Annotated in this window: 26 protein-coding genes; 7 read left to right on the forward strand and 19 right to left on the reverse strand. The window is 70.9% G+C overall.

Annotation, left to right across the window (positions count from 1 at the left end; genetic code table 11):
* Positions 1-13 precede the first annotated feature (13 nt).
* Genes EZM51_RS06970 through EZM51_RS20495 form a run of 5 tightly spaced genes read right to left on the reverse strand, consistent with a single transcriptional unit; the run spans position 14 to position 2,760 of the window.
* Positions 14-478 carry a hypothetical protein gene (locus EZM51_RS06970; protein ID WP_136707521.1) on the reverse strand — a complete coding sequence of 155 codons (465 nt, stop codon included), beginning with the start codon at positions 476-478 and terminating at the stop codon, positions 14-16.
* Positions 475-1,023 carry a hypothetical protein gene (locus EZM51_RS06975; protein WP_136707522.1) on the reverse strand — a complete coding sequence of 183 codons (549 nt, stop codon included), beginning with the start codon at positions 1,021-1,023 and terminating at the stop codon, positions 475-477. The genes EZM51_RS06970 and EZM51_RS06975 overlap by 4 nt, the downstream gene beginning before the upstream one ends.
* Positions 1,020-1,436 carry a pilus assembly protein CpaE gene (locus EZM51_RS06980; RefSeq protein WP_136707523.1) on the reverse strand — a complete coding sequence of 139 codons (417 nt, stop codon included), beginning with the start codon at positions 1,434-1,436 and terminating at the stop codon, positions 1,020-1,022. The genes EZM51_RS06975 and EZM51_RS06980 overlap by 4 nt, the downstream gene beginning before the upstream one ends.
* Positions 1,437-1,446: 10 nt before the next feature.
* The gene (locus EZM51_RS06985) at positions 1,447-2,604 is read right to left on the reverse strand and encodes an alcohol dehydrogenase catalytic domain-containing protein (RefSeq protein ID WP_136707524.1); all 1,158 of its coding nucleotides are present in this window, start codon (positions 2,602-2,604) and stop codon (positions 1,447-1,449) included.
* A gap of 12 nt (positions 2,605-2,616) precedes the next feature.
* Positions 2,617-2,760 (reverse strand): hypothetical protein, encoded by a 144-nt coding sequence (locus EZM51_RS20495; protein WP_169053813.1) that lies wholly within the window; start codon positions 2,758-2,760, stop codon positions 2,617-2,619.
* A gap of 151 nt (positions 2,761-2,911) precedes the next feature.
* On the opposite strand from EZM51_RS20495, the gene EZM51_RS06990 reads away from it, so the two are divergent.
* Entirely contained in the window at positions 2,912-3,586 is a 675-nt protein-coding gene (locus EZM51_RS06990; RefSeq protein WP_136707525.1) for a uridine kinase, read from the forward strand.
* A gap of 93 nt (positions 3,587-3,679) precedes the next feature.
* Here the strand turns inward: EZM51_RS06990 and EZM51_RS06995 are convergent, their stop codons facing one another.
* The 9 genes from EZM51_RS06995 to EZM51_RS07030 form a co-directional block, all read right to left on the reverse strand.
* On the reverse strand, positions 3,680-3,874 hold the full coding sequence (locus EZM51_RS06995; protein WP_136707526.1) for a hypothetical protein: 195 nt from the start codon (positions 3,872-3,874) through the stop codon (positions 3,680-3,682).
* The gene (locus EZM51_RS07000) at positions 3,871-4,791 is read right to left on the reverse strand and encodes an SDR family NAD(P)-dependent oxidoreductase (RefSeq protein ID WP_136707527.1); all 921 of its coding nucleotides are present in this window, start codon (positions 4,789-4,791) and stop codon (positions 3,871-3,873) included. Before EZM51_RS07000 ends, EZM51_RS06995 begins: the two co-directional genes overlap by 4 nt.
* Entirely contained in the window at positions 4,788-5,114 is a 327-nt protein-coding gene (locus EZM51_RS07005; protein WP_136707528.1) for a chorismate mutase, read from the reverse strand. The genes EZM51_RS07000 and EZM51_RS07005 overlap by 4 nt, the downstream gene beginning before the upstream one ends.
* A gap of 42 nt (positions 5,115-5,156) precedes the next feature.
* Positions 5,157-6,476, reverse strand: coding sequence for an FtsX-like permease family protein (locus EZM51_RS07010; RefSeq protein ID WP_169053814.1), 1,320 nt, complete (start codon positions 6,474-6,476; stop codon positions 5,157-5,159).
* A complete protein-coding gene (locus tag EZM51_RS20500) occupies positions 6,473-7,165 on the reverse strand; it encodes an ABC transporter ATP-binding protein (protein ID WP_169053815.1) in 693 nt (230 codons plus the stop codon). The genes EZM51_RS07010 and EZM51_RS20500 overlap by 4 nt, the downstream gene beginning before the upstream one ends.
* Before the next feature lie 177 nt (positions 7,166-7,342).
* Complete coding sequence (locus EZM51_RS07015) at positions 7,343-8,140, reverse strand: hypothetical protein (protein WP_136707530.1); 798 nt, start codon at positions 8,138-8,140, stop codon at positions 7,343-7,345.
* Positions 8,137-9,045, reverse strand: a complete 909-nt coding sequence (locus EZM51_RS07020) for an ABC transporter ATP-binding protein (protein ID WP_136707531.1) — start codon at positions 9,043-9,045, stop codon at positions 8,137-8,139. The genes EZM51_RS07015 and EZM51_RS07020 overlap by 4 nt, the downstream gene beginning before the upstream one ends.
* Positions 9,042-9,401: a GntR family transcriptional regulator gene (locus EZM51_RS07025; protein ID WP_136707532.1), complete on the reverse strand. Its 360-nt coding sequence runs from the start codon at positions 9,399-9,401 to the stop codon at positions 9,042-9,044. Before EZM51_RS07025 ends, EZM51_RS07020 begins: the two co-directional genes overlap by 4 nt.
* 218 nt (positions 9,402-9,619) lie before the next feature.
* On the reverse strand, positions 9,620-10,558 hold the full coding sequence (locus EZM51_RS07030; protein ID WP_136707742.1) for a DMT family transporter: 939 nt from the start codon (positions 10,556-10,558) through the stop codon (positions 9,620-9,622).
* A gap of 393 nt (positions 10,559-10,951) precedes the next feature.
* Here EZM51_RS07030 and lpdA point away from each other — a divergent pair, with 393 nt between their 5' ends.
* Positions 10,952-12,352, forward strand: coding sequence for a dihydrolipoyl dehydrogenase (lpdA, locus tag EZM51_RS07035; protein ID WP_136707533.1), 1,401 nt, complete (start codon positions 10,952-10,954; stop codon positions 12,350-12,352).
* Between the two features lie 163 nt (positions 12,353-12,515).
* On the opposite strand, the gene EZM51_RS07040 is transcribed toward lpdA, so the two are convergent.
* Positions 12,516-14,129, reverse strand: coding sequence for a cation acetate symporter (locus EZM51_RS07040; RefSeq protein WP_136707534.1), 1,614 nt, complete (start codon positions 14,127-14,129; stop codon positions 12,516-12,518).
* Positions 14,129-14,506 carry a DUF485 domain-containing protein gene (locus EZM51_RS07045; RefSeq protein ID WP_136707535.1) on the reverse strand — a complete coding sequence of 126 codons (378 nt, stop codon included), beginning with the start codon at positions 14,504-14,506 and terminating at the stop codon, positions 14,129-14,131. Before EZM51_RS07045 ends, EZM51_RS07040 begins: the two co-directional genes overlap by 1 nt.
* Before the next feature lie 181 nt (positions 14,507-14,687).
* Here EZM51_RS07045 and EZM51_RS07050 point away from each other — a divergent pair, with 181 nt between their 5' ends.
* The 4 genes from EZM51_RS07050 to EZM51_RS07065 are packed head-to-tail and all read left to right on the forward strand — an operon-like array spanning position 14,688 to position 18,533.
* Positions 14,688-15,908, forward strand: a complete 1,221-nt coding sequence (locus EZM51_RS07050) for a histidine kinase (protein WP_136707536.1) — start codon at positions 14,688-14,690, stop codon at positions 15,906-15,908.
* Positions 15,905-16,648 carry a response regulator transcription factor gene (locus tag EZM51_RS07055; protein WP_136707537.1) on the forward strand — a complete coding sequence of 248 codons (744 nt, stop codon included), beginning with the start codon at positions 15,905-15,907 and terminating at the stop codon, positions 16,646-16,648. The genes EZM51_RS07050 and EZM51_RS07055 overlap by 4 nt, the downstream gene beginning before the upstream one ends.
* The gene (locus tag EZM51_RS07060) at positions 16,645-17,061 is read left to right on the forward strand and encodes a DUF485 domain-containing protein (protein WP_136707538.1); all 417 of its coding nucleotides are present in this window, start codon (positions 16,645-16,647) and stop codon (positions 17,059-17,061) included. The genes EZM51_RS07055 and EZM51_RS07060 overlap by 4 nt, the downstream gene beginning before the upstream one ends.
* Positions 17,058-18,533, forward strand: coding sequence for a cation acetate symporter (locus EZM51_RS07065; protein ID WP_136707539.1), 1,476 nt, complete (start codon positions 17,058-17,060; stop codon positions 18,531-18,533). Before EZM51_RS07060 ends, EZM51_RS07065 begins: the two co-directional genes overlap by 4 nt.
* A 100-nt stretch (positions 18,534-18,633) precedes the next feature.
* On the opposite strand, the gene EZM51_RS07070 is transcribed toward EZM51_RS07065, so the two are convergent.
* Complete coding sequence (locus EZM51_RS07070; protein WP_136707540.1) at positions 18,634-19,299, reverse strand: GNAT family protein; 666 nt, start codon at positions 19,297-19,299, stop codon at positions 18,634-18,636.
* A gap of 99 nt (positions 19,300-19,398) precedes the next feature.
* Here EZM51_RS07070 and EZM51_RS07075 point away from each other — a divergent pair, with 99 nt between their 5' ends.
* Positions 19,399-19,620 (forward strand): Rv0909 family putative TA system antitoxin, encoded by a 222-nt coding sequence (locus EZM51_RS07075; RefSeq protein ID WP_136707541.1) that lies wholly within the window; start codon positions 19,399-19,401, stop codon positions 19,618-19,620.
* An 88-nt stretch (positions 19,621-19,708) separates the two neighbouring features.
* Here the strand turns inward: EZM51_RS07075 and EZM51_RS07080 are convergent, their stop codons facing one another.
* Complete coding sequence (locus EZM51_RS07080) at positions 19,709-21,919, reverse strand: GMC family oxidoreductase (RefSeq protein ID WP_136707542.1); 2,211 nt, start codon at positions 21,917-21,919, stop codon at positions 19,709-19,711.
* Between the two features lie 138 nt (positions 21,920-22,057).
* On the reverse strand, positions 22,058-23,344 hold the full coding sequence (locus EZM51_RS07085) for an adenylosuccinate synthase (RefSeq protein WP_136707543.1): 1,287 nt from the start codon (positions 23,342-23,344) through the stop codon (positions 22,058-22,060).
* Position 23,345: the final 1 nt, after the last annotated feature.

The raw sequence follows: 23,345 nt of genomic DNA on the forward strand, positions 1-23,345 counted from the left end.
CGCGGCACCGGGTTCACCACCGCCGATACTCGGTGCAGCGGTAGGGATCGTCGGGCGCCGGCCGACACGCACCAGGTTGCTCGGACGACCATGCCGGACGCGGCCCCGGCTGCACGCCGAGCTGCGCGACCGCCGCACCTCCGTACTGCACGATGATCGCGACGACGAAGGCGGCCGGCGCAACCCACCAGGCGGCGCGACGCTTGGCGAGACGCACGATCGCGACCACCAGCGCAGCGAACCAGAGCACGAGTGGAGCCACGACGGCGATGGCGGTGCCGATCGCGATGACCTCGTCATTGCAGGCGGAGACGAGGTCGCCGCACCGCCCGGATACGGCCGAAACCCACAGACCCGTCCACGCACGCCAGACCATGCCGGCCGCGAGGAGCAGCAGGCCGGCGATGGTGGCGACGAGATCGCCCGCGTCGACCGGCCGCGAAGCCCTGCTCGACGTCGTCGGGCCGATCGGGGTCATGCTCCCTCCGGCGGGTGTACGAGCAGGTCGGCGCGGTCGCGCAGGTACGCGTCGAGTGGCGTGAGGGCGTCGGGCTGCGTCGGGCTCCAGCGCACGAACACCTCGCCGGATGCCGGATCGAGCACGAGCGGGCCGGATGCCCCGTCGCGGCCGAGCTCGTCGAGGTCGATCGACACCGCGTCGAAGTTCACGGTCTCGCCCTCTGGGATCCCGCCCTTCACGGCCGCCGCGCGGAAGGCCCGCTGTTGGCGCACGGACTCGGCGGTCACGCTCTTCCGCGCCGGACGCTCCGCCCGCACGACACGTCCGGTCGCGTACATCATGCCGTCGGCGTCGAGGAGCAGCACGCCGAGCCGCCACACCCTGCCGTTCGGCGTCATCCGCGCGGCCCGAGGAAGACCGAGCACCCGGTGTTCGGGCGCGAACTCGGCGAGGACCTCGGAACGCGCACTGCTCGAACGCAGCTCGTCGGCAGCCTGCGTGCCGAGGTCGCGCACGCGCACGATCGCCCCGCCCGCGGCATCCGACCCCGCGGCATCCGTCATCTTGACCTGCCGACCAACTCGAGCAGCGCGAGCCCGTACGCCTCCGCGACGTCGGGATGCTCGAAGCGCAGCTCCTCGTCGCCGAGCTCGATGCGCACCTCGAACGAGTCCTCGAGCCGGGTGAGTGAGCGGAACGTCGCTCGCAGCAGCTCGCGAAGCTGATCCTCGCGCGGCAGCCACACGGCGTCGGCGAAGGCCACCGAGTCGAGCGCCCACTCGGTGGTGCCGTTGAACGCGAGGATCGTGCCCGTCGGATACCGGCGCGCCTCGATCGTCATCTCGCTGACCGTGAACACGTCGGCCTCGACCTCGGCCTCCTGCTCGGGAAGGTCGAGCTGGAAGCGGTCGCCCGACTCGGGGTGCCACACCAGGCCCGCCTCCTTGAGCGCGATCGCGAGGTCCCTGGAGATCATCACCCCATGCTCACACGTGGCGGCGCCCGGGTGCGACGCCCACGCGCAGGTGCCGGCCCGTGGCCGCCTCGTCGATGGCCCGGTCGAGGTCGGCGAGCGGATGCGTCGAGCCGACGAGCTCGTCGAACGGGAACGACCGCCACGACCGCTCGAGGAACGCCACCGCGCGTCGCAGCTGCTCGCCCGACGCGTCGCGCACCGACTGGATCGTGACGAGCCGGCGCACCAGCGATTCGGGGTCGAGACACACCTCCGAGCCACGCGGCGCGTGGCCGACGAGCACGGCGACACCGCCCGTGCCGAGCGCATCGATCGAGGAGCGAACGGCCGCCGCGGCACCGGATGCCTCGACCGCGACGTGGACCTCGCCGAGTCCGCGTCGCTCGAACTCGGCGCGCGCGGCGGCGAGGCCACCCGACGACGTGGAGCGCGCACCCGGATCCACGGGCACCGCGCCGAACCGGCGGACGAGCTCGCGGCGCGAGGCATCCGGATCGGACACGATCACCTCGGCGCCGGCATCGATCGCCATCGCCGCGACCGTGAGCCCGACGAGCCCCGCACCGGTGACCAGGATGAGCGCGCCATCGAGGCCCAGCCGGGTGGATGCCGCCTCGAGGGCAGCGACGGCCGTGGCCGCCGTGCACGCGGCGGGTGCGAGCACCCGGCTCGGGACGTCCTCGGGCGCTCGGACGATCGCGGTGCCCCGCCGGAGCTGCACGTGCGTCGCGAAGCCGCCCGACAGTTCCCAGCCGCGATGCACGCGCTCGTGCCCGTACCGGCCCAGGGTGCGGCAGGCCTGCGACACGCCTCGCGTGCAGCGGTCGCACTCGCCGCAGCTCACGGTCGTCGACCACACGACGCGGTCGCCGAGCCCGAGCAGAACGCCGTCGACGCGGCGCGCTCCCTCGCCGATGGCGACGACCCGGCCCACCTGCTCATGACCCAGCACGAGCGGTGCGGGAGCGGGTTGCTCGCCGCGAACGACGCGAACGTCCGCGCCGCAGATCGTGGCGAGCTCGACCTCCACGACCGCCTCGCCCGGTGCGAGGCGCACGCCGGGTGCGGCGAGTGCGTCATGCGCCCGCCCCGGTTCGTTCCACACCATCGCGACGGGTGATGGCTTCACGATGACGTCCAGGTCGCCGACCCGCGTGACGGTGTGCATGGGGCTCTCCGGCTATCGGCGGCGGCGCGGAGCCCCGACGAGTCCGAGCAGGTCGACGACGAGGTCGACGTCGAGCTCGTCGACGTCGTCGGCCTCACCCCACCGCTCGACCAGGTCGACGATCGCAGCATCCGCCGCACTCCGCTGTGTGGACATGCCGATCACCGTATACATCGGACGGCAACGCCACCCGACGACATGGTTGCGCGCAGGTGAACCGCGTGCGACGTATCGGCGCCCGGCGGGTTGAGGAGCGAGCGCAGCGAGCGTCACGAAACCCTCCCCGTTCATGCATCAAGCTGGAACGATGATCGTCGGCATCGAGGCCATCGCCCAGCTCGTGCACGACAGCGTGCCGAGTGATCGTCGCGCGCTCGTCGCGATCGACGGCGTGGACGGCAGCGGCAAGTCCACCTTCGCCCGCGCGCTCGCGCGCGACATCACGACGCGGCCGGTCGTGCTCATCCACGCCGACGACTTCCTGAATCCCGCGTCGATCCGTCACCGACGGGGCCGCAGCTCGCCCGAGGGGTTCTGGCTGGACAGCTACGACTACGACGCGCTCGCGAGGGAGGTCTTGCGACCGCTCCGCCCGAGCGGCGATGGCCGCTATCGAGCTCGCTCGTACGATCGTGCGACCGACACCGGAACGCGACCCGCTCTCCGCCGGGCACCACGGCATGCGCTCGTGCTCATCGAGGGATTGTTCCTGCATCGGGACGGCTTGGTCGCGGCGTGGGACTTCTCCGTATTCCTCGACGTCCCGTTCCCCGAGACGGCCCGCCGCATGGCGGCGCGGGACGGCTCGCATCCCGATCCCGATCATGCGTCGATGCGACGGTACATGGACGGCCAGCGACTCTACTTCGCCGCCGCGCGACCGTGGGAGCGGGCATCGATCGTGGTCGAGAACAGTGATCCCGGCCGGCCGCACGTCATCGCACCCGAGGCGGCGTCCGCCGCCCGGAACGGCGCGGGTTGAGAAGCGAGCGGAGCGAGCGCCTCGAAACCCGGCATGGGGGCAGGCGGGTTTCGAGACGGTGCAGGCGCGCCTCCTCAACTCGCGAAGCTCTCGTCAGTCGCGCCGGATGCGCGCGGGCCCAAGCGCGGCGCCGAGGCCGATGATGATGATGCCCGCGAACAGGAGCCCCCATCGCGCGGTCAGCAGCCCGATGAGACCGAGCACGACGCCGATCACCACGACGACGCGGGCGAGCACCCGCCGAACCCGGGGCGACGAGAACCATCCTCGACGCGTGCCCCGGGTCATCCGTCGACCGTGAACGCCCGGCCGGTCACCTCCTCGGCGAACGTCCAGAACCGCGCGGCGATGTCGGGATCGGTCGAGACCCGGGTCGGATTCTGCAGGACGGGCTCGCCACGGGTGAGGTGTCGGGGACCCCAGTACTGGCCGCCTTCGACGTCGTGGGCGGTGAGCGCGTACAGCACGACCTCGGCCCCGCGATGCTTGCCCTGCGCGAAGGCGGCTTGCAGCGCATCGGCGAAACGGCCGCCACGACTCGGCTCGTTCACGCCCGGCACGTACGGTGTGCGCCCGCTGATCGAGTACCCGGGATGTGCGACCACGCTCGCGACGGGCAGCGCCGCGGCGCGCAGCCGCCGGTCGAGTTCGAAGCCGAACACCTGCGTCGCGATCTTCGACTGCGCGTACGCCCGCCAGGGGTCGTAGCCGCGCTCGAGCCGAAGGTCATCGACCCGGAACGTCGAGAGCCGCGTCGACAGCGACCCGAGCGAGACGATGCGCGCTCCCGGGGCGAGGTGCGGCAGGAGTCGGCCGAGCATCGCGAAGTGCCCCAGCACGTTCGTGGCGAGCACGAGTTCATGGCCGTCGAGCGACTCCCGTCGGGTCATCGGCGTGTGCACCATGCCCGCGTTCGCGACGACGCCGTCGAGTCGCGGCCCGGCCAGCAGCCGTTCGGCACCGGCGGCGACCGAATCCAGCGACGACTGGTCGATCACGAGGGTCTCGAGGGATGCCGCTGGCCGCACGTCGCGGATCGCAGCGACCGCCGCGTCGAGCCGCTCGGGGCTTCGGCCGCTCAGCACCACGTGGGCGCCCGCGCCGGCCAGTCGGGCTGCGGTGAAGAATCCGAGGCCGGCGTTCGCCCCGGTCACGAGCACCCGCCGCCCGGCCTGGGGCGGCAGGGCGATGGGGTACCAGTTCACAGCTCGCCGGTCGTGCCGTTGGCCAGTTCCTCGTGGTGCTGGATGACCTCGGCGACGACGAAGTTGAACCACTTCTCGGCGAACCCGGGATCGAGGTGCGCGTCGACCGCGAGGGCGCGGAGCCGCGCGATCTGGCGCCGCTCGCGCTCGGGATCGCTCGGGGGCAGGCCATGCTCTGCCTTCAGCCGGCCCACCTGTTGCGTGAACTTGAAGCGCTCGGCGAGCAGGTGGATGAGGGCGGCGTCGATGTTGTCGATGCTCGAACGGATGCCGAGCAGCTCGGTCATCGCGGCATCCCGTTCGTCGATGGATCCGTCGCTCATGCTTCGACCCTACCCGCGCCAGGCGGCGGTCGAGGAGGCGGGTCAGGCACCCGCGGCGCGCACCAGCAGCGGCCGGGTCGCGAGGAGTCCGAGCCAGACGACGCCGATCCCGGCCGCGAGCACGGCGGCGATGACCAGAAGCGACGCGGGTGCGACGATCAGCGTGATCCCCGTGAGCGGCAGCATCACGATCGCGGCGGTGAGCGCCGACCCGATGGCGGTGATGCGCAGCGGCGACATCACCGAACGGCGGCGCGCGGCATCCGTCGTGCTCGTCGGCATGCCGAGTCGGCCCAGCGCCTCGTAGAGGTCGCGCCGATCGAGGATGGCGGCGGCCTGGTTCACCCCCACCGAGCACGCGACCATCAGGAACGAGCCGATGACGGTGATGAGGATGCCGGTGCGGATGTCGGCGATGAGCAGCTCCGACTCGCGGTCGGATTCGCCCCCGCCCATCGAGCCCAGCACCGCGACGCCCGACCCCGCGAAGACGGCCATGAAGCTCGTCATCGCGACGCCCGAGACCTGCCGCCACGCGGCCTTGGGCGACTCGAGCACGGCACGCGCCGCGAGCAGCTTCGCGGGGGTCTTCGCCGAGCCGGCCTGCGCCCGGGCGACCAGCCGGATGACCCAGGGTCCTACGAGGTTCTGCACGGCGAGCGCCCCGCCGAAGGCGACGGCGAGCATTCCGAGGATCACGAGCGCGGATGCCGCCACCTGCAGCACGGCCATCAGGCCCGCGCCGAGCGCCACCACGACGACCGCCACGGCCGCCCGCAGCCAGTGCAGCCTCGGCGCATCCTGCCTGGTGCGCACCCCGAGGGGCGAGATCACCACGAGCCGGAGTCCGAGCACCGCGCTGACGACCGCGAGCAGCACGACGCCGACGGGCACACCGACCAGCGCGGCCCAGCCGAGCAGCACCCCCTCGATGCCGAGCGCCTCGCCCCGGAACGGGATGAGCGCCAGGGCGGGAACGAGCGCGGCATAGAGCACGACCCCGACGACCGCCCCGGCCGCCGCGAGCACCGCCGATTCGATGACCGCGAGCGCCGACACGGTCGCCGGCGTCGCGCCGAGCAGTCGCAGGGTGGCGAGCCGGTCGTCGCGGCGCCGTGCCGAGAGCCGTGCTGCGGCCCCGCCCAGCGACGCGAGCGGCACGACGAGCAGCACGAGCGCGATCACGGCGAGCGCCTGGTAGGTGACGGCCCAGTCGTCGGTCCAGGTCCAGAACGTCTGGGCACCGCCGAGCACGGCGAGCAGCAGTGCCGTGACGATCGCGAACGCGACGACGGGCAGTGCGCTCGCCGTGAGCCCCGTCGTGCCCGGCCGGGCCAGCAGCCAGGCCACCCGGCCGATCACGCCGCCACCCGCTCGCCCACGATGCGGCCGTCGCGCATCTCGACCATGCGCGAGCAGCGCGCGGCGACGCCGGGGTCGTGCGTCACGAGCACGAGCGTGCGGCCCTGCCCGGTGGTCGAGTCGAGGAGCGCGCTCATCACGTCGGCCGAGGTCACCGAGTCGAGCGCACCGGTGGGCTCGTCGGCGAAGACGACGGATGCCCCGGTGACCTGCGCCCGGGCGATGGCCACGCGTTGCGCCTGCCCGCCCGAGAGCTGCCCGATGCGCCGGTCCTCCAGCCCGGCGAGGCCGAGGGCGGCGAGCCAGCCGCGCCCGTACTCCTCGGCTCGGGCACGGGGCATCCCGTTCAGCATGAGTGCGAGCGCGACGTTCTCGACCGCGGTGAGCTCCGGAATCAGGAGCCCCTGCTGGAAGACGAACCCGAACGCCTCCCGGCGCAGTCGGGAACGTTCGCGCTCGCCGAGTCCCGTGATCTCCACGCGCCCCGAGCCGGACCGGAAGCCGACGGTGCCGGCATCGGGGCGCGTGATCCCCGCGAGGCAGTGCAGCAACGTCGTCTTGCCCGAACCCGATGCGCCCATGATGGCGAGCGATTCGCCCGCGCGCACGGAGAGGTCGACGCCCGCGAGCGCGTGCGTCTGACCGAACGACCTGCTGAGGCCGGATGCCTCGATCACGAAGGAACTCATGCATCCGAGCCTGCCGGAGCGGGCGCCGCCGACGCGTCGAACCGGAGTCGGATTCGGCCGGCCGGGCGTCATCCTCCCGGATGAGATGCGGCGCGGCATCCGACCCCCTCGGATGCCGCGCCGCGGCCTGTCACGGATCGAGCGGGCCGCCCGCGGCCGTCTCGAGTCCGTTCGTTCTCAGCGCGGCGTGGCCCGCCGGATCACGATGTAGCCGAGCACGCCGAACAGCGCCGCGAACCCGAGCACGACGGTGAACGCCCCGACGATGCCGAGGCCGCCGAGCCAGGTGAACACGGCCGGCCAGGAGTTGCTCCACGTGATCACCGCGACCGTGGCGATCACGATCGCTGCCGTCGTGGACATCAGGACGATCATGCCCCGCATCCGCCAGCGCATGTAGACGGTGGTGACGCTCGCGCCGATGAAGAGCACGAGCAGCTGGAGCGCGAACGTCGTGTAGAAGTCGACGAACCAGTTCGTCTGCCCGTACCAGAGGGCGTCGAACATGTGCGCGCCGAGACCCCAGCCGTTGGTGGCGATCTCGACCTGCACGAGCGTGGCGATCGCGGCCGCGTACATGATGGACACGAGCACGAACATGAGGCTCGTGCCGAGCCAGAAGTCGCGGCGGGTCGCGCCGAACCCGAGCGCGAACGAGAACGTGAGCCCGATGGCCTGCACCCCGACGACGACGAGGTACCACTGGGGCGAGAGCACGGCCCAGCTGTACCGCATGCCGTCGATGTCTTCCGGCGCGCCGCCGGCACCCGGACCCATGACGATCGAGACCCCCGTGCCGGCGGAGACGATGAGCGAGATCAGCATCGTGATGGCCCAGGCGCCGCCGAGGATGATCCACGGAACCCCGAAGAAGACCGTCGGATTCACGGCGTGCAGGCGTACGATGCGCCAGATCTCGGCGGGCCGGAGCCGGGGCTCGGATCGGGTGAACGGCTGGTCGATGACGGCGGTCATGCCGCGACCTCCTTCTCGGACGCGTCGGCACGCAGGTCGGTGCCGGTCATGTGGACGATGAGCTGCTGGAGCGAGACCGGCGCGAGCTCGAGTCCGAGCTCGGCCGCGTGGACGCGTGCGGCCTGGTCGAGCCGCCCGTCGATGGTGACGGATGCCAGTCCGCCGAGGCCTTCACGACCGATGACGGGTCGGTCGGCGACGAAGGCCTCGACGGCGGCGCGCGGGCCGGCGATGGTCGTCGCCGAACCGCGGAGCTCCTCGGCGTCGCGATCGAAGAGGATGCGCCCCTGGTCGATGAGGATGACGTGTTCGAGCAGGTTCGCCACCTCGTCGATCAGGTGGGTCGAGAGCACGACCGTTCGCGGGTGCTCGGCGTAGTCCTCGAGGAGACGGTCGTAGAAGATGTGCCGCGCCACCGCGTCGAGCCCGAGGTAGGGCTCGTCGAAGAACGTGAGCGGCGCCCGCGAGGCGAGGCCGACGATCACGCCGACGGCCGACAGTTGCCCGCGCGAGAGCTTCTTGATCCGACGGTTCACCGGGAGGCGGAAGTCCTCGACGAGACGCTCGGCGAAGGCGGCGTCCCAGTGCTCGAAGAACCACGGCGCCGATCGGAACACGTGCGACGGCTTGAAGTCGTCGGGGTAGCGCTGCGCCTCGGCGATGTAGCACATGCGACGCAGCACGTCGGCGTGCTCGGCGGGCTCGCGGCCGAAGACCTCGAGCTCACCGGCGTTGGGGAAGAGCTGGCCCGTCAGGAGCTGCATGATGGTGGTCTTGCCGGCGCCGTTGCGCCCAAGGAGCCCGTAGATGCGGTTCTCCTCGAGGGTGAGGTCGACCGCCTCGACGGCCGTGAAGGCGCCGTAGCGCTTGGTGAGTCCGCGGGCGCGGACCACGGTGCTGGTCATGACTGGATCCTTTCCGCGCGCAGGAGCGCAGCGAGTTCGTCGATGTCGATGCCGAGCTTCTCGGCCTCGATGATGAGTGGACGCAGGTATTCGGCGGCGAAGTCGGCCCGGCGACGCTCGATGAGGCGGGCTCGGGCTCCGGGGGTCACGAACATGCCGATCCCCCTCCGCTTCGCCACGATGCCGTCGTCGACAAGGCGATTCACCCCTTTCAATGCGGTGGCCGGGTTGATGCGGTAGAACGCGGCGAGTTCGTTCGTCGAGGGGATCTGCTCGTCCTCCCGGAGGACGCCCTCGATGATGTCGTTCTCGACCTGCTCGGCGATCTGCATGAAGATCGGCCGCGATTCATCCATATGGCTACCCGGTTCGTTGGTTCATTACTTGTGTAACTAACCAACCATGTTCCCGCGCGCGTGTCAACCCCGTCCCCGGGGATGGCCGCCAACGGCCGCCTGCGCCACCTCGGCGCGCGCTGCGCCAGTTGAAATGGCGCACGAAGCGCCGAAGTGGCGCAGAGGCGGATGCCGCGGCCGGTCGGCGCGGGACGGCGACGGTCACCTGGCCCCGAGCGTCAGGCGGTGTCGGATGCCACGACGCGGCGCCGCGGCATCCGGAGCCGTCCCTGCGCCAGCAGGATGCCGAGCAGCACGAGGACCGCTCCGACCGGTTCGTGCCACGAGAATCGCTCGCCGAGCAGGATCACGCCGAGCGCGACCCCCACCACGGGCGTCACGTACGTGACCGTCGACACTCCCGTGGGACCCCAGGCCCGCAGGACGTTGATGTTCCAGATGTACGCGAGGCCCGTGCCGAGGAGGCCGAGCGCGAGGAGCGAGCCGACGATGATCCAGTCGAGGTCGACCGGCGAGAGCGCGACCCACGGCGTGAGGGCGAGCATGACGACCGCCGAGACGCCGATGGACAGGAACGCGAAGGTCGCGGGCGCGATCGGCCGGTGGGAGAGGAACCGTCGTTGATAGCCGAACGTGAAGCCGTAGCACAGCGTCGCCACGAGGCAGGCGAGCTGTCCGGCGAGACTGCCGGTGAGGGCCTGGTACTGCCATGGCCCGATGATGACGAGCACCCCGAGGATACCGACCCCGACCCCCACCCACCGGCCGAGGCCGAGCCGCTCGACGCGGAACACGAGCGTGGCCATGATCGCCGTCATGATGGGCGTCGTGGCGTTGTAGATCGAGGCGAGGCTCGACGATACGTACTGCTCGGCCCACGCGAAGGCGAGGTACGGGATTACGCACGTCGTGAGCGACACCACCAGGAAGTGCAGCCAGACCACGCGCTCACGGGGCAGCACGGGCCCGGGCGTGCCGTCCGCTCGAGGCACCCGGGGCCGCGTGACGAGCACGATGGCGCCGAGCGCGAGCGCCCCGAGCAGGGTGCGCGACCAGGCGATCTGGCCGAACGAGACACCCTCGAGTGCGACCTTCATGAACAGGAAGCTCGCGCCCCAGACCGTGCCCATCGCCAGGAACTGCACCCACGCCGACAGCCGCCCGGGGACCTTCGGGCCGGATGCCGGGGTCGACGACGCGGTCGTCGGGGCCGTCGGTTGCGACGCGGTGCCGGTACTCACCGGATGAGGATACGTCGCCCCGCCCACGCCCGTGCACGGTGGCGGACGTGGTTGTCCGGAATCCGCCGAACCTCGGCAGCGACGGCCCGATCCAGTCGATCCACGGCGTTGGTCAAGGGGGTTCCCTCCGCGGACGACTCGTCGTAGAAAGGAAGTGCGGCAGCGGCGCTCGGGGGATCGTCGCTCGCTGCAAGGCAGGCCGGGCGGGATGCCGCGGCCGAGGCATCCCTGGGACCTCTGGCCCCCGGCCTGCCGCCTGCCGCGCCCCTCGCTTTCCGCTCAGGGGGCCGACACGCCTAGGCTGCTGGCATGACCAGCCACTTCGATGTCGTCGTCCTCGGCGCCGGCCCCGGCGGGTATGTCGCCGCCGTCCGCGCCGCCCAACTCGGTCTCCGCACCGCGGTGATCGAGGAACGCTACTGGGGCGGCGTGTGCCTCAATGTCGGATGCATCCCCTCGAAGGCCCTCCTGCGGAACGCGGAACTCGCGCATATCTTCCACGCCCAGGCCAAGACCTTCGGCATCTCGGGCGAGGCGACGTTCGACTACGGCGCCGCATTCGACCGCAGCCGCCAGGTGGCGGACGGCCGGGTCAAGGGCGTGCACTTCCTCATGAAGAAGAACGGGATCACCGAGTTCGACGGCCGCGGCACATTCCGCGACGCGAACACCATCGACGTCGCGCAGGCCGACGGGTCGACCCAGACCCTCACGTTCGACAACGCCATCATCGCGACCGGCTCCCGCGTGCGCCTCCTGCCCGGCGTGCAACTCTCGGACAACATCGTCACCTACGAGACGCAGATCCTGAGCCGCGACCTCCCGCGGTCGATCGCGATCGTCGGCGCCGGCGCCATCGGCATGGAATTCGCCTACGTGCTGCGCAACTACGGCGTCGAGGTGACGATCATCGAGTTCCTCGACCGCGCCCTCCCCAACGAGGACGTCGACGTGTCGAAGGAGATCACGAAGCAGTACCGCAAGCTCGGGGTGCCGATCCTCACCTCGACGAAGGTGCAGACCGTCACCGACAACGGGTCGAGCGTCACGGTCGCCTACGAGGGCGCCGACGGTCAGCCGGGCTCCCTCGAGGTCGACCGCGTGCTCATGGCCGTCGGCTTCGCGCCGAACGTCGACGGCTTCGGCCTCGAGAACACGGGCGTGCAGCTCACCGAGCGCGGCGCGATCGGCATCGACGACGTCATGCGCACCAACGTCCCCCACATCTACGCGATCGGCGACGTCACCGCGAAGCTCATGCTCGCGCACGTCGCCGAGGCGATGGGCGTGGTGGCGGCCGAGACCATCGGCGGCGCCGAGACCATGACGTTCGACGACTACCGCATGATGCCGCGCGCCACGTTCTGCTCGCCGCAGGTCGCGAGCTTCGGACTCACCGAGCAGCAGGCCCGCGACGAGGGCTACGACGTGAAGGTCGCGACGTTCCCGTTCTCGGCGAACGGCAAGGCGCACGGCCTCGGCGACCCGGTCGGCTTCGTGAAGCTCGTCGCCGACGCGAAGCACCTGGAGCTGCTGGGCGGCCACATCATCGGACCGGATGCCTCGGAGCTGCTTCCCGAGCTGACCCTCGCGCAGAAGTGGGACCTCGGCGCCCTCGAGCTCGCGCGTAACGTGCACACGCACCCGACGCTCTCGGAGGGGCTGCAGGAGGCGTTCCACGGGCTCGTGGGCCACATGATCAACATGTAGGCGGGGATCACCCGCCCGACGCAGAGCAACGGGGGCGGATGTCACGACTCGCTGTCGTGGCATCCGCCCCCGTCTGTTCATTCGACGCGGCCCGGGCAGGCGTTCCCGCCGCGTCGAAATCGATCCGGCGGCGGGCTCTCACGGGACCCGCCGCCGGAACCCGCTAGTGGTGCGTCGCCTTCTCGGCGCCGGGTCCCGTGAGCGAGCGCACCTCCATCTCGGACTGCTTGGCCGGGTCCTCGGTGCCCTTGTCGAGCACGGTTCCGAGCCAGCCGAGGAAGAAGGCGAGCGGAATGGAGATGATGCCCGGGTTCGACAGCGGGAACCAGGCGAAATCGATCGCCTCGGTCTTCAGCATCGAGGTCGCCGAGCCCGACACCACCGGCGAGAACGCGATGAGCACGATCGCCGAGATGAGACCGCCGTACATGCTCCAGAGGGCGCCCTTCGTGGTGAAGCGCTTCCAGAACAGCGAGTACACGATGGTCGGCAGGTTGGCGGATGCCGCGACCGCGAACGCGAGGGCCACGAGGAACGCGATGTTCTGGCCGTTCGCGCCGATGCCGCCGATGATCGCGACGATGCCGATGATGACCACCGTGCGGCGGGCCACCTTGACCTCCGCGCCCGGCTCGGGCTCGCCCTTCTTCACGACCGATGCGTAGATGTCGTGCGCGAACGACGCCGCCGCGGTGATCGTGAGGCCCGCCACGACCGCGAGGATCGTCGCGAACGCGACCGCCGAGATGAGGCCGAGCAGCAGCGGACCGCCGAGCGCGAACGCGAGCAGCGGAGCGGCCGAGTTCGGGCCGCCGGGCGCCGCCGCGATGACCGACGGACCGACGAGGGCCGCCGCACCGTAGCCGAGCACGAGCGTGAACACGTAGAAGATGCCGATGAGCCAGATCGCCCAGACCACCGACTTGCGCGCCTCCTTGGCCGTGGGCACGGTGTAGAACCGCATGAGCACGTGCGGCAGGGCCGCGGTGCCGAGCACGAGGGCGAGGCCGAGCGAGAGGAAGTCGATCTTCGAGAGCTCCGAGACACCGTACTTCAGGCCCGGGTCGAGGATCGCGGGGTTCTCGGCGACCTCGACCGCGCGATCGAGCAGGGCCGAGAAGTCGAACCCGTTCATGGCCAGCACCCAGACCGTCATGACGCCGGCTCCGGTGATGAGCATCACGGCCTTGATGATCTGCACCCACGTGGTGCCCTTCATGCCGCCGACGAGCACGTAGAGGATCATGAGGCCGCCGACCACGGTGATGACCACGGCCTGGCCCACGCCGTCGCCGATGCCGAGGAGCAGCGACACCAGGCCGCCGGCGCCCGCCATCTGCGCGAGCAGGTAGAAGAACGACACCGCGAGCGTCGTGACCGCCGCGGCGATGCGGACGGGCCGCTGCCGGAGCCGGAACGACAGCACGTCGCCCATCGTGAACTTGCCCGTGTTGCGGAGCAACTCGGCGACCAGCAGCAGCGCGACGAGCCAGGCGACCAGGAAGCCGATCGAGTAGAGGAAGCCGTCGTAGCCGTTCATCGCGATGGCGCCGACGATGCCGAGGAACGACGCCGCCGAGAGGTAATCGCCCGCGATGGCGGAGCCGTTCTGGCCGCCGGTGAACGAGCGGCCGGCGGCGTAGTAGTCGGCCGCGGTCTTGTTGTTCCGGCTGGCGCGGAAGACGATCACCATGGTGATCGCGACGAAGGCGCCGAAGATGCCGATGTTGAGCCAGGGGTTGCCGGGCGAGGAGCTCGCCGCTTCGAGGTGCAGCATCAGTTCGCAACCCCCTCGTCGGCCTTGTCGAAGAACACGCCCGACTCGATCTCATCGCGGATCCGCTCCGCCTGGGGGTCGAAGTGCTTGTTCGCGAACCGCACGTACCACATGGTGACCGCGAAGGTCGTGACGACCTGCGCGAGGCCGATCAGCATCGCGACGTTGATGCTTCCGAAGACGCGAGTGGACATGAACTCCACGGCGTAGACCGCGAGCAGCACGTACGCGAGGTACCAGACGAGGCAGGCGGCGAGGACGGGGAAGACGAAGCTCCGGTGGGTGCGGCGGAGCTCCTGGAACTCAGGCGATTTCTGTACCGCGTGGTAGTCGACGTGACTGAGGTCGACCTCCGCGCTCAGGGCGTCATTGCCCATGGCGTCTCTCCTTCGAGTGGGGATCGGCGAGGCGGCAGCCGCGCCGCTGCGTTCGCAGTGGACCCATGCTGACCCCTGCACGGAGCCGCAGAGGCCCGCGGCCGTTCGTCGTCGGTGAGCGGCGTCCATCGTGCGACGAACGGCGGACGGCCGACGACGAACGACGGCTACGCTGGCCTCCATGCCCGAGTCGATGCTGCTCGCCGCTGCCGCCGGCGTCGTCGCCGGCGCGGTCGCCGTGGGCATCGTGCTGCTGCTGCGGCGGCTCGTCGTGACGTCACGCGAACTCGGCACCGACGTGGAACGGGCGACGTACCAGACGCTGCACCTGGCGAGCCAGGCGGCCAAGCATCTGCGCGGCGGCATCGGCGAGACCGACGCGATGCGGGCGGGGCGGCACCTGCGAGCCCTCCTCGGGTGCGAGAGCTTCGCGTTGGTCGACCCGGTCGGCACCGTCACGGTCGAGGGCGACGACGCCGTGCGGGCGGTCGCCGGACGCCTTGCCGCCGAGGCGAGCGCCTCGGGCAAGCCGCAGGTGCAGCGACGCATCCGCATCGGCGACGAGGAGACCGACGCCGTCGCCGCGCCGATCCGGGCCGGCGGCGCACCGGCCGGCGCCATCGTGGCGTTCGCGGCACCCGTACGAGCGGGCCTCGTCCGCGCCACAGGCGAGGTCGCCGACTGGGTCGCCGCCCAGGTCGAGCTCGGTGAGCTCGACGCCTCCCGTGCGGCGCTCGCCGAGGCGGAGGTGCGAGCCCTCCGCGCGCAGATCAGCCCGCATTTCATCTACAACTCGCTCAACGCGATCGCGTCGTTCATCAACACCGACCCGGCGAAGGCGCGCGAGCTCGTGCTCGAGTTCGCCGACTTCACGCGCTACTCGTTCCGCCGGCACGGCGACTTCACGACGGTCGCCGAGGAGCTCCGCTCGATCGACGGCTACCTGAAGCTCGAACGGGCGCGGTTCGGCGACCGACTGCGGGTGTCGCTGCAGATCGCGCCCGAGGTGCTCTCGACGGTCGTGCCGTTCCTGTCGATCCAGCCGCTCGTCGAGAACGCCGTGCGGCACGGGCTCGAGTCGAAGGAGGGCGGCGGGCGCATCTCCATCACAGCCGCCGACTCGGGCGCCTTCGCCGAGATCAGCGTCGAGGACGACGGCGTCGGCATCGACCCCGCGGTGCTCGAGACGGTGCTCGCGGGCGGCGAGCCCGGCGAGCACGTGGGCCTGCGCAACGTCGACGCCCGCCTCCGGCAGGTGTACGGCGACGAGCACGGGCTCGTGGTCGAGACGAATGTGGGCGCGGGCACCCTCGTGCGCATGCGCATCCCGAAGAGCCAGCCCGGGCGGATCGCGGCATCCGCCGACGACGACCTCGGCCCCGATGGGAGACTGGAACCGTGATCTCCGTGCTCATCGCCGACGACGAGCAGCCCGCGATCGACGAGTTGGCGTTCCTGCTCGGCCAGGATCCCCGGGTCGGCGTGATCCACCAGGCGAACTCGGGCGCTGAGGCGATCCGGCTGCTCACCCGCGAGCCGGTCGACGCCGCGTTCCTCGACATCCACATGCCCGGCCTCACGGGGTTCGATCTCGCCCGCGCCCTGCAGCGATTCGAACGCCGGCCCGCGCTCGTCTTCGTCACGGCCGACGAGGAGGGCGCGCTCGAGGCGTTCGACCTCGCCGCCGTCGACTACCTGCTGAAGCCCGTGCGGGCCGAGCGCCTGCACCGATCGGTCAGCCGCGTCGTCGAGGCGCTCAAGGCGTCGGCTGCGCCGGCACCGGATGCCGCGGCCGCCGCGCAGCCCGAGATGATCGCCGTGACGCTCGGCGGTACGACGCGGATGGTCCGCCGCGACGAGGTGCGCTACGTGCAGGCGCAGGGCGACTACGCGCGGCTGCACACCGAGGAGGCGAGCTACCTCGTGCGCGTGCCGATGGCCGACCTCGAACGGCAGTGGGCGGACACGTTCGTGCGCATCCATCGGTCGTACCTCGTCGCCGTTCCGCACCTCACGCGCATCCGGCTCGGCACCGATCACCCGACGGTCGTGGTCGGCGCGGCCGAACTGCCCGTGAGCCGACGCCTGCTTCCCGGGCTGCGCGAACGCCTCGAGCAGGCCACGATCCGGCCGAGGTCATGAGCGACGGCGCAGAGACGGCGGGCAGCCGGCCGGCGGATGCCCCGCCACCACGACCGCGCGTGCGCGTCACCGCGCCCCGGGCCGGGGCTGCGGCATCCACTCGCCCGATCGGGCTCGTCGGCACGGAAGCGCCGACGAGCGACATCCGCGGCGTCTACGTGCGCTCCCTCATCCGCTCGCAGCTGCGACTCGGGGTCGTCATGGCTGTGGGTTTCGTGGTGGCGACCGCCCTCTTCGTGCTGGCGATCGCCGTCGCGCCCGAGCTCGACGAGACGTTCGTCGCGGGCGTGCCGCTCTCGTGGCTCCTGCTCGGCATCGGGGTCTACCCGCTCACGATCACGGTCGGCGGGCTCTACGTGCGCGCCGCAGCCCGCAATGAGGCGCGCTACCGCTCGTTGACGGAGGACGAGTGAACGCCGCGATCGGGTACGCGGCGATCGTGGCCGTCGCCGTGGCATCCGCCCTCATCGGGTTCTACGGACTGCGGGTCTCGCGCACGACGAGCGATTTCTACGTGGCGTCGCGCACCGTGCGCCCGTGGTGGAATGCGTCGGCGATCGGCGGCGAGTACCTGTCGGCCGCATCGTTCCTCGGCATCGCCGGGCTCATCCTGCTCACGGGTTCCGCAGCCCTCTGGTTCCCGATCGGCTACACCGCCGGCTACCTCATGCTGCTCCTGTTCGTGGCCGCGCCGCTGCGCCGCTCGGGCGCGTACACCATCCCCGACTTCACCGAGGCGCGGCTGGAGTCGGTGTGGGCCAGGCGAGTGACGAGCACGCTCGTCATCGTCATCGGCTGGTTCTACATCGTGCCGCAGCTGCAGGGCGCCGCGCTCACCGTGCGCATCACAACGGGCCTGCCCTCGTGGGCGGGCTCGCTCGCGGTCGCCGTCATCGTGGCCGTCCTCGTGGCGGCGGGCGGCATGCGCTCGATCACGTTCGTGCAGGCGTTCCAGTTCTGGCTGAAGCTCACGGCGCTCGCGGTGCCCGTCGTCGTGCTGCTCATCATGGTGGGCGGCATCGAGCCCGCGCTGCCGCCCGGCGAGGCGTTCCCGATCGCGGCAGGGCCGAGCGACCTCGACGTGTATCGCACGGTCTCACTCATGGTCGCACTGTTGCTCGGCACCCTCGGCCTGCCGCACGTGCTGGTGCGCTTCTACACGAACCCCGACGGCACGGCCGCTCGGCGCACGACCGTCATCGTGCTGGTGCTGCTCTCGGTGTTCTACCTGTTCCCGACCGCGTTCGGATTCCTCGGCCGCGCGTTCGCGCCCGACCTCGCCGCCTCGGGCGACGCCGACGCGCTGGTCCTGCTGCTGCCCGGACGCCTCATCCCCGGACCGATCGGCGACCTGCTCACGGCGCTCGTCATCGCGGGGGCGTTCGCCGCCTTCCTCTCCACGTCATCGGGGCTCGTCGTCTCGCTCGCGGGAGTGATCAGCCAGGACCTCCTCGGCGGCAGCGTGCGCGGCTTCCGCATCGCGGCGATCGCGTCGTCGTTCGTGCCGCTCGTCGTCGCGCTCGCCACGGAGTCGGCCGGCCTCGCCGGCAGCGTCGGCCTCGTGTTCGCCTTCACGGCGTCGACGCTGTGCCCGATGCTCCTCCTCGGCATCTGGTGGCGCGGGCTGACGTCGCGCGGCGCCATCGCCGGCATGCTGACGGGCGCCGTGCTCTCCGGGGCGGCCATCTTCGGCGGCTCGCTGCTCTCGACGGCGGCACCCGGCATCCGTCCGTTCCTCGAGCAGCCGGCCGCCTGGACGGTGCCGCTCGCCGTGCTCATCACCGTGCTCGCCTCGCGGGCCGACCGCCGGGGCGTCCCGCGCGGCGCCGACGCGTTCCTCACCCGGCTGCACGTGCCGGAGGCGGCGCGGCGGCACCTGGGCTGAGCGAGCCCCTCGCCCGACCAGCGTCAGCCGAAATCGAGAAGTCGCAGATGCACGGTGCAACCCTGCAAACGCGACCTCTCGATCCCCCGCGAACCCGCGCTCAGCCGATCTCGGGCGCCCCGGCCGACCGCTCCTCGAGCACGACCGGCCGGTCGCCCCAGGCGGCGAGCCGCGCCTCGAGGCCGCCCCGCACCGCCGGCCAGTCGTCGACGATCACCGAGTACACGGCGGTGTCTCGCCACGACCCGTCGGCGCGCTGCCGATCGCGGCGCGCAAGGCCCTCGAACTGCGCCCCGAGCTTGGCGATCGCCGCCCGCGAGCGCGCATTCACGGCATCCGCCTGGATCTTCACCCGACCGAAGCCGTGATCGAAGGCGAGGCCCAGGAGCAGGAGCTTGGCCTCGGGGTTCACCGCCGTCCCCCACACGCGCGGGTCGTAGCCGGTCCACCCGATGTGGCCGTACTCCTGGCGAAGGTCGAGGTCGGCGAACTTCGTCGCTCCCACGATCGTGCCGTGATCGGGTCCGCCCTCGATCCGCAGCGTCCATGGCATGGCATCGGGGCCGCCCGTGTACGACGCGACCGCGAACCGCTCGAACGACTCCAGGTCGGGCGTGAACCCGGCCGGGCCGCCGCCGTACCCGCCCGCGAAGACCTCGGGGTGGCCGAGCGCGCGGAACAGCCCTGGGATGTCGGCCTCGGTGAACGGCGTGAGACTGATGAACCGGCCGATCAGCGGCCGATCTGGGGGGCGGATAGCGGTCACCCGAACAAGTCTTCCATGATCGTGCGACACCTTCCGTCGCGGCGACGGGACCCATACGATGGCGAGTGCAGGACTCCGACGGAATGGACGGTGGGGAACATGGGAGCTCTTGACGATCTCACGGGCAAGGCGAAGGAATTCGTCGAGGAGAACAAGGACAAGATCGAGGAGGCGCTGAACAGCGAGCAGGCCGAGGACATCAGCGACAACGTCCTCGATGCCGTCGCGGGCGCGGCGAAGAAGGTGCTGCCCGACGAGCACGACGCGAAGGTCGACGAGGTGCGGGCGAACCTCGACAAGAAGATCGGCACCGAGCCGTAAGCCGGTCACTCGTCGCGGAACGACGAGCAGGGGCCGGATGTCGCGACGCCGCGGCATCCGGCCCCTTCGCGTCTCCGCTCCGCAACGTTCAGAGCAGGCCTCGGGATGCACCGCGGGCGAAGTACCCGAGGAAGCGGATGACCGCGGCGTTCCGCTTGGCGGAGGTGAAGGCATCGCCCCGGATCGAGCCGATCAGGCGGAATACTCCCGCTGTCGGGATTCGAAGGATTCCACGGTCGACGCCGACTCCCGGGCCGACATCGGACGGTCGGATCTCGATGCGGAGTGTCGTCAGGTCGTGCCAGAGGGCAAGCGGGTTCCAGCGGTGCTGCACCTTCACCCCGGTCACGGCGATCGGCATCCCGTCGTCGTCATCGAGGTCGAACCGGTACCGCATGGCCGCCTCGCCGGAATCAGGGAACAGGTCGAGGTCACCGACGACCGGGCGACGAGTGATGCGCCCCTCGACATGGAGCGTCCCCTCGACGCGCACGGTGTGTCGAGCGTCGTCCAGGAACGGCCGCCAGCCCGGTATCGACGCCTCGAGCTCGAGCCGAGCGGGCACTCTCCGGCCCGCCACGATCAGGTATCCGGACATCCGCTCGCGGAACCTCACACCGTCGCCGGAACGAGCCCGGCGTCGCTGCGACATGAGGGCCGTGGCCTCGTCCTCGGGCGCGGGGGTCGGAACGACGTGGGGAGTCTCGGGGGCCTGCCAGGTCGGGTCGCCCGTCATCCGGCGGATGGCGTGTTCGATGTTGCGTTCGGCCATCGCCGCGATCGAGGCCGATGGATTCACGCCTGTCGCACTCGGCACCGCGGCCCCGTCGACGACGTACAGGCCGGGATACCCGTGGACGTGTCCGTACTCGTCGATGACGCCGCTCGCGGCGTCATCGCCCATGGGCACGCCGCCGAGGTTGTGGACGGTGATGGCACGCCGAAGGTATGTCCAGGTCGGGGCGGATCGAGCTCGTGCGCCGAAGACCCGGGCGACGACTCGGCCGACGAGCGCTTCTGCGCGGTACAGGCGGGCGTTCGCCCGGTTGTCCCAGCCGGCGACCGCTTCGCCTCGGTGATCGAGCGTGAGTCGGCCCGCCGATGCGTCTCGACCCATCAGGAGGAGTGCCATCACCGAGCGATGAGGTTCCGGCATCCCGGGCAGCCTGCTCCGTGGAGCCCGAGTACCGAACCGCGTCGCCGGGTTCATGCGGCTCATCACGTTGCCGACGAGGCGCGCGAGCACGGCGGGGAAGGCCCCGTCCTGGACCTGGAACCAGAGCTGCCGGCCGGCCTCATCGAAGTCAACGATGCTCGTCGTCGTGATGGTCGGTCCCCGGTCGGGTTCGAGCGGCGTGCGTGACCGGGAGATGAAGCTGAGGAAGTCGCCGTTGCCGGAGAACCCTTCGCCCAGGCGAGCGGAGAGCGCGGGGAGCGTTCCCTGCACGTCTCGGGCGCGAAGGAGCAGTTCGGTGGTGCCGACAGCCCCTGCTGCGAGGAACACCGCATCCGCGTCGACCTCCAACCGGCCGGCGTCGACGGGCGGGTCGGCATGCGGGTGCCGGATGGCGCTCACCCGATACCCGCCGGGATCGACGGGCGCGAGGCCGACGACCTCGGTGCCCGTGTACGCGACCGCACCGGAGCGTTCGGCGACGGCGAGGTAGTTGACGTCGAGGCTGCGCTTCGCGCCCTGATTGCAGCCGATCACGCACTCGCCGACGAACGTGCATGCTCGCTGTTCGATGCCGTGTCGATTCGCGACGGGCACCGCAGGATCCGCGCCCGCGTCCGCGAAGCGGATCGCCAGGTTCGGGCGCACGGTGCCGCTGGCGAGATCGAGGTGCGCGACGAGATCCTCCATCGCCGTCGTGCGCGCGGGCACGCGTCCGGTCGACGGATCGGGCGTGATGGGCCGGACCTCGAGCATGTGCGCGACCATGTCGAAGTATGGATCGAGGGCTGCGCGCGTGTAGGACGCCGGCCAGTGCGGGCGGAAGGTCTCATCGGCGGGCCGGGCGAAGACGTTGGCGTAGACGAGCGAGCCGCCGCCCCAGCCGGCTCCCTGGACGCTGACCATGCGATCGAGCCACCGGATGTCGTAGAGGCCGCCGCGCTTCGCCCAGAGCCAATCGTCGCCCAGGTCATGCTCGTTCCGCGGGAACGAGCCGGCCTGCCAGCGCCTGCCCCGTTCGATGATCGCCACCCTCAACCCGGCTTGCGCGAGCCGGGCTCCGGCGACCGCGCCGCCGAAACCGCTGCCGACGACGACCGCATCGAAACGCTCGCGTTGCCTCACCCGATCAGTCTGCCCGCCGGGCCGACCGGTCGTCCATTTCGGTCCAGACTCGGACACGACCGCGATGCTCGATGCCCGAGCGGGGCCGCGGCCTGCTCGCAGCAGCTTCGGTCGACGGATGTCGCGACCCGACGAAACTCAGTCGAGCAGGTCGTGCAGTTGTACGATCTCGTCGCGGCCCGGCCCGACGCCGATGGCCGAGATGCGCGATCCGCTCATGGCCTCGAGCTCGCGCACGTAGCTCTGCGCGTTGGCGGGCAGCTCCTCGAACGACCGGGCCGCCGAGATGTCCTCGGTCCAGCCCGGGAACTCCTCGTACACGGGCTTGGCGTGGTGGAAGTCCGACTGGGACACGGGCACCTCGTCGATGCGCTGTCCGTCGACCTCGTACCCGACCGCGACCGGGATGCGGTCGAGGCCCGTGAGCACGTCGAGCTTCGTGAGTACGAAGTCGGTGACGCCGTTGACGCGCGCCGCGTACCGGGCGATGGGCGCGTCGTACCATCCGGTGCGTCGGGCGCGGCCGGTGGTGGTGCCGAACTCGTGACCCTTCTCCGAGAGGAACTCGCCCCACTCGTCGAAGAGCTCGGTCGGGAAGGGGCCGGCTCCGACACGGGTCGTGTAGGCCTTCACCACGGCGATGACGCGGTCGATGCGATTGGGCGCGATGCCCGAGCCCGTGACGGCGCCGCCGCTCGTGGCGTTCGACGACGTGACGAACGGGTAGGTGCCGTGGTCGACGTCGAGCATGGTCGCCTGACCGCCCTCGAACAGCACGGTCTCGCCGCGCTCGAGGGCCTGGTGCAGCAGCAGCGACGTGTCGGTGACCATCGGACGCAGCCGCTCGACGTAGCTCAGCAGCTCGTCGACGATCTCGTCGACGCCGATGGCGCGGCGGTTGTAGACCTTCACGAGGAGGTGGTTCTTCTGGTCGAGCGCCCCCTCGACCTTCTGCCGCAGGATGTTCTCGTCGAAGAGGTCCTGCATCCGCAGGCCCACGCGGTTGATCTTGTCGGCGTACGCCGGGCCGATGCCGCGCCCGGTGGTGCCGATCTGGCGCTTGCCGAGGAATCGCTCGGTGACCTTGTCGAGCGTGCGGTGGTACTGGGTGATGAGGTGGGCGTTCGCCGAGACTCGCAGCTTCGAGACATCCACCCCGCGGGTCGCGAGCGCCTCGAGCTCCTCGAAGAGCACCTCGATGTCGACGACGACGCCGTTCGCGATCACGGGCGTGACGCCCGGCGTGAGGATGCCCGACGGCAGCAGGTGCAGGGCGTACTTCTCGTCGCCGACGACGACGGTGTGCCCGGCGTTGTTGCCGCCGTTGAACTTGACGACGTAGTCGAGGCGCGAGCCGAGCAGGTCGGTCGCCTTGCCCTTGCCCTCGTCGCCCCACTGTGCACCGATCAGTACGGCTGCGGGCATG

This window comes from Agromyces sp. H66, from assembly GCF_004959775.1.
GTDB lineage: Bacteria > Actinomycetota > Actinomycetes > Actinomycetales > Microbacteriaceae > Agromyces.

Bases quoted from the DNA above. Each gene is read 5' to 3' on its own strand.
- EZM51_RS06970 (WP_136707521.1), bottom strand. From the start codon at position 478: ATGACCCCGATCGGCCCGACGACGTCGAGCAGGGCTTCGCGGCCGGTC.
- EZM51_RS06975 (WP_136707522.1), bottom strand. From the start codon at position 1,023: ATGACGGATGCCGCGGGGTCGGATGCCGCGGGCGGGGCGATCGTGCGC.
- EZM51_RS06980 (WP_136707523.1), bottom strand. From the start codon at position 1,436: ATGATCTCCAGGGACCTCGCGATCGCGCTCAAGGAGGCGGGCCTGGTG.
- EZM51_RS06985 (WP_136707524.1), bottom strand. From the start codon at position 2,604: ATGCACACCGTCACGCGGGTCGGCGACCTGGACGTCATCGTGAAGCCA.
- EZM51_RS20495 (WP_169053813.1), bottom strand. From the start codon at position 2,760: ATGTCCACACAGCGGAGTGCGGCGGATGCTGCGATCGTCGACCTGGTC.
- EZM51_RS06990 (WP_136707525.1), top strand. From the start codon at position 2,912: ATGATCGTCGGCATCGAGGCCATCGCCCAGCTCGTGCACGACAGCGTG.
- EZM51_RS06995 (WP_136707526.1), bottom strand. From the start codon at position 3,874: ATGACCCGGGGCACGCGTCGAGGATGGTTCTCGTCGCCCCGGGTTCGG.
- EZM51_RS07005 (WP_136707528.1), bottom strand. From the start codon at position 5,114: ATGAGCGACGGATCCATCGACGAACGGGATGCCGCGATGACCGAGCTG.
- EZM51_RS20500 (WP_169053815.1), bottom strand. From the start codon at position 7,165: ATGAGTTCCTTCGTGATCGAGGCATCCGGCCTCAGCAGGTCGTTCGGT.
- EZM51_RS07015 (WP_136707530.1), bottom strand. From the start codon at position 8,140: ATGACCGCCGTCATCGACCAGCCGTTCACCCGATCCGAGCCCCGGCTC.
- EZM51_RS07020 (WP_136707531.1), bottom strand. From the start codon at position 9,045: ATGACCAGCACCGTGGTCCGCGCCCGCGGACTCACCAAGCGCTACGGC.
- EZM51_RS07025 (WP_136707532.1), bottom strand. From the start codon at position 9,401: ATGGATGAATCGCGGCCGATCTTCATGCAGATCGCCGAGCAGGTCGAG.
- lpdA (WP_136707533.1), top strand. From the start codon at position 10,952: ATGACCAGCCACTTCGATGTCGTCGTCCTCGGCGCCGGCCCCGGCGGG.
- EZM51_RS07040 (WP_136707534.1), bottom strand. From the start codon at position 14,129: ATGCTGCACCTCGAAGCGGCGAGCTCCTCGCCCGGCAACCCCTGGCTC.
- EZM51_RS07045 (WP_136707535.1), bottom strand. From the start codon at position 14,506: ATGGGCAATGACGCCCTGAGCGCGGAGGTCGACCTCAGTCACGTCGAC.
- EZM51_RS07050 (WP_136707536.1), top strand. From the start codon at position 14,688: ATGCCCGAGTCGATGCTGCTCGCCGCTGCCGCCGGCGTCGTCGCCGGC.
- EZM51_RS07060 (WP_136707538.1), top strand. From the start codon at position 16,645: ATGAGCGACGGCGCAGAGACGGCGGGCAGCCGGCCGGCGGATGCCCCG.
- EZM51_RS07075 (WP_136707541.1), top strand. From the start codon at position 19,399: ATGGGAGCTCTTGACGATCTCACGGGCAAGGCGAAGGAATTCGTCGAG.
- EZM51_RS07085 (WP_136707543.1), bottom strand. From the start codon at position 23,344: ATGCCCGCAGCCGTACTGATCGGTGCACAGTGGGGCGACGAGGGCAAG.